Genomic DNA, 524 nt, shown 5'->3' with positions numbered 1-524 from the left:
TCGCCGTCGACGGTGAAGTGCAGGCCCGCGTCGTCGATCCGGTCGTAGCCCGCGCCCGCGACCATGGTGACGCCGCGGTGCTTGAGCTCGGTGCGGTGGATCCAGCCGGTGGTCTTCCCGAGCCCGGCGCCGACCTTGGTGGTGCGGCGCTGGAACAGGTGGACCCGGCGCGGCGGCTCGGGCCGCTCGGGGCGGGCGAGGCCGCCGCGCTCCCGGTAGTCCCCGTCGATGCCCCAGTGCCGGCGGTGCACGGCCGGGTCGAGGCTCGGCGCGTCGCCCGCGTCGGTGAGGAACTCGGCGACGTCGAAGCCGATGCCGCCCGCGCCGAGGATCGCGACCCGCTCGCCGACGGCCGCGCCGTCGCGCAGCACGTCGAGGTAGCCGAGCACGCTGGGGTGGTCGACGCCCGGCAGGTCGGCGGGGTCGGGGACGCGCGGGCTGACGCCGGTGGCGAGCACGACCTCGTCGAAGCCCTCGGCGGCGAGCGCGGCCGCGTCGACCCAGCTGCCGAGCCGCAGCTCCAC

The 524-nt window shown here is 77.3% G+C and carries 1 protein-coding gene; it reads right to left on the bottom strand.

The window, feature by feature from the left end; translation table 11 throughout:
- Positions 1-524, bottom strand: a 524-nt coding sequence (locus tag VR45_RS41660) for an FAD/NAD(P)-binding oxidoreductase (RefSeq protein ID WP_045945196.1), incomplete at both ends; no start/stop codon positions are given.

The organism is Streptomyces sp. NRRL S-495, assembly GCF_000966955.1.
In the GTDB taxonomy this organism is placed as follows: Bacteria; Actinomycetota; Actinomycetes; order Streptomycetales; family Streptomycetaceae; genus Kitasatospora; species Kitasatospora purpeofusca.
This window is presented reverse-complemented; position numbering and strand designations above follow the sequence as displayed.